Raw genomic sequence first — 934 nt, 5'->3', positions numbered from 1 at the left:
CCACAATTATCAGTAGCTACGGGAGCCTGAGCTTGAGCGGTTGCCAAACCTGAAAGATCACTGCATTGTAAAGTCACATTTAGAGAAGTGGCTGCAGTTGTCCATGTTGGCGCTGTGTTGTCCTGAATGGTGATTACCTGAGTGAAAACACTTGAGGTGTTGTTACAAACATCTTTGGCTTCCCAGGTGTTGGTATAAGTTCCAGAGTTTACACAAGAGCCTTGTGTAAAGTTTCCGCTTATTTTGGTGTAGGTTACAGCTCCGCCACAATTATCAGTAGCTACGGGAGCCTGAGCTTGAGCGGTTGCCAAACCTGAAAGATCACTGCATTGTAAAGTCACATTTAGAGAAGTGGCTGCAGTTGTCCATGTTGGCGCTGTGTTGTCCTGAATGGTGATTACCTGAGTGAAAACACTTGAGGTGTTGTTACAAACATCTTTGGCTTCCCAGGTATTGGTATAAGTTCCAGAGTTTACACAAGAGCCTTGTGCAAAGTTTCCGCTTATTTTGGTGTAGGTTACAGCTCCTCCACAATTATCAGTAGCTACGGGAGCCTGAGCTTGAGCGGTTGCCAAACCTGAAAGATCACTGCATTGTAAAGTCACATTTAGAGAAGTGGCTGCAGTTGTCCATGTTGGTGCTGTGTTGTCCTGAATGGTAATTACCTGAGTAAAAGTAGTTGAGGTGTTGTTACAAACATCTTTGGCTTCCCAGGTATTGGTATAAGTTCCAGAGTTTACGCAAGAGCCTTGTGCGAAGTTTCCGCTTATTTTGGTGTAGGTTACAATTCCGCCACAATTATCAGTTGCTACGGGAGCCTGAGCTTGAGCGGTTGCCAAACCTGAAAGATCACTGCATTGTAAAGTCACATTTAGAGAAGTGGCTGCAGTTGTCCATGTTGGTGCTGTGTTGTCCTGAATGGTAATTACCTGAG

1 protein-coding gene is annotated in these 934 nt (G+C 44.9%); it reads right to left on the bottom strand.

Annotated features, from left to right (window positions below; genetic code table 11):
* The coding region (locus FLV_RS19890; RefSeq protein WP_317235687.1) for an Ig-like domain-containing protein at positions 1-934 on the bottom strand (934 nt) is incomplete at both ends.

This window comes from Flavobacterium pectinovorum (assembly GCF_022802975.1).
In the GTDB taxonomy this organism is placed as follows: Bacteria; Bacteroidota; Bacteroidia; order Flavobacteriales; family Flavobacteriaceae; genus Flavobacterium; species Flavobacterium pectinovorum_B.
Note: the sequence above shows the minus strand (reverse complement) of the source record. Positions and strands in the feature narration are given on the sequence as shown.